Genomic DNA, 1753 nt, shown 5'->3' with positions numbered 1-1753 from the left:
AGGACGCCGGCGACGTACTGGTCCGGGCGGACGATGACGATGGCGCCGTCGCGGGAGATCCCGCGCGTGTCGAAGATGTCCTCGCCGTCGAGGGTGCCGTAGACCTTTTCCAGGTCGGTGAGGCGGAACGGGCCGACCTCGGGTTTGAACACGCCGGGCACGGCGTTGATGTCGATGTCCTCGTGCCTGTGCTGGTAGATCACGTTCACGTCGAACCACGCGTCCTGGTCCGCGCCCTGGGGGGTAGCGGCCAGCGGGGAGTCCGGGGCGGTGGCCAGCCACTGGGCCAGGTCGGTCACCGGGGAGGGGGCTCCGGCCGGGGACGGGTCGGCGAAGACGTGGATCCGCCAGCGCCCGTCGGCGGTGGCCTGGTGGCCCAGGTGCAGGGGGTTGGTGTCGCAGACGCGGGAGACGCGCGCGGACTTGAAGCGCTTGCCGACCGGGAACCCGGCGGCCAGGTCCTGGTGCACGGGCTCGCCGATGATCAGCGAGGGCGCGTACTGGGTCATGAACCCTGCGGGGAACTCGGCGGTGCGCACGTAGAAGTCCTCGAGCTCGGAGGGGTCGTTGAACTCCTCGGGCTTCTTGGCCATGAGCGTGGACCATTCCTTGTCGAAGTCGATGAGGTTCTTCGCGATCACCTGGCGCTCGGCCGAGTAGGTGGACAGCAGCGATTCGGGGCTGCGGCCCTCGAGCACGTGGGCGAGCTTCCAGCCGATGTTGAACCCGTCCTGCATGGACACGTTCATGCCCTGGCCGGCCTTGGCGGAGTGGGTGTGGCAGGCGTCCCCGGTGATGAACACGCGCGGGGTGCGGGTGCCGAGGTGTTCGGGCAGGACGTCGTCGAACCGGTCGGTGAGGCGGTGGCCGACCTCGTACACGCTGTGCCAGGCCACGGAGCGCACGTCCAGGGTGTAGGGGCGCAGGATCTCGTTGGCCTTGCCGATGATCTGCTCGATGGTGGTCTGGCGGATGGCTCCGTGGTCGTCCTCGGGCACCACGCCCAGGTCCACGTACATGCGGAACAGGTGCCCGCCCTCGCGCGGGATGAGCAGGATGGACCCGCCGTCGTGGGACTGGATGGCGCACTTGGTGCGGATGTCGGGGAAGTCGGTCCTGGCCAGGACGTCCATGACGCCCCAGGCGTGGTTGGCCGCGTCCCCGGCCAGGGTGCAGCCGATCGAGGCGCGGACCTTGCTGCGGGCGCCGTCGGCGCCGACGACGTACTTGGCGCGCACGGTCCGCTCGGTGCCCTCGTCCGGGCCGGCGGTGCGCAGAAGGGTGACCTTCACGGGGTACTCGCCCTCGCCGGTCACCTCCAGGGTCTGGAAGTCCCAGCCGTAGTCCGGGCTCAGGCGGGTGGGGGAGTTGGCGGCGACCTCGGCGAAGTAGTCCAGCACCCGGGCCTGGTTCACGATCAGGTGCGGGAACTCGCTGATGCCCATCTCGTCGTCCACGGCCCGCCCGCCGCGCACGATGCGCTTGGGGTCCTCGGCGTCCGGGCGCCAGAACGCCATTTCGGTGATCCAGTAGGCCTCGGCGATGATCCGCTCGGCGAAGCCGAAGGCCTGGAAGGTCTCCACGCTGCGGGCCTGGATCCCGTCCGCCTGGCCGATCGCGAGCCGTCCGGGACGGCGCTCGATGATGCGCGTGGTGATGTCCGGGAACTGGGAGAGCTGGGCCGCGGTGAGCATGCCCGCGGGCCCGGAGCCCACGATCAGCACGTCGACCTCCTCGGGAAGCTCCTCGGGGC

General features: G+C 70.1%; 1 protein-coding gene. It reads right to left on the bottom strand.

Annotation, left to right across the window (positions count from 1 at the left end; translation table 11 throughout):
• Window positions 1–1753, bottom strand: a 1753-nt coding sequence (locus tag ABD912_RS23420; RefSeq protein ID WP_345154882.1) for an FAD-binding monooxygenase, incomplete at both ends; no start/stop codon positions are given.

Origin of the sequence: Arthrobacter ginkgonis (genome assembly GCF_039540195.1) — a bacterium.
Taxonomy (GTDB): Bacteria; Actinomycetota; Actinomycetes; order Actinomycetales; family Micrococcaceae; genus Zafaria; species Zafaria ginkgonis.
The sequence above is the reverse complement of the archived record's forward strand: the minus strand, read 5'-3'. Positions and strand labels throughout refer to the sequence as shown.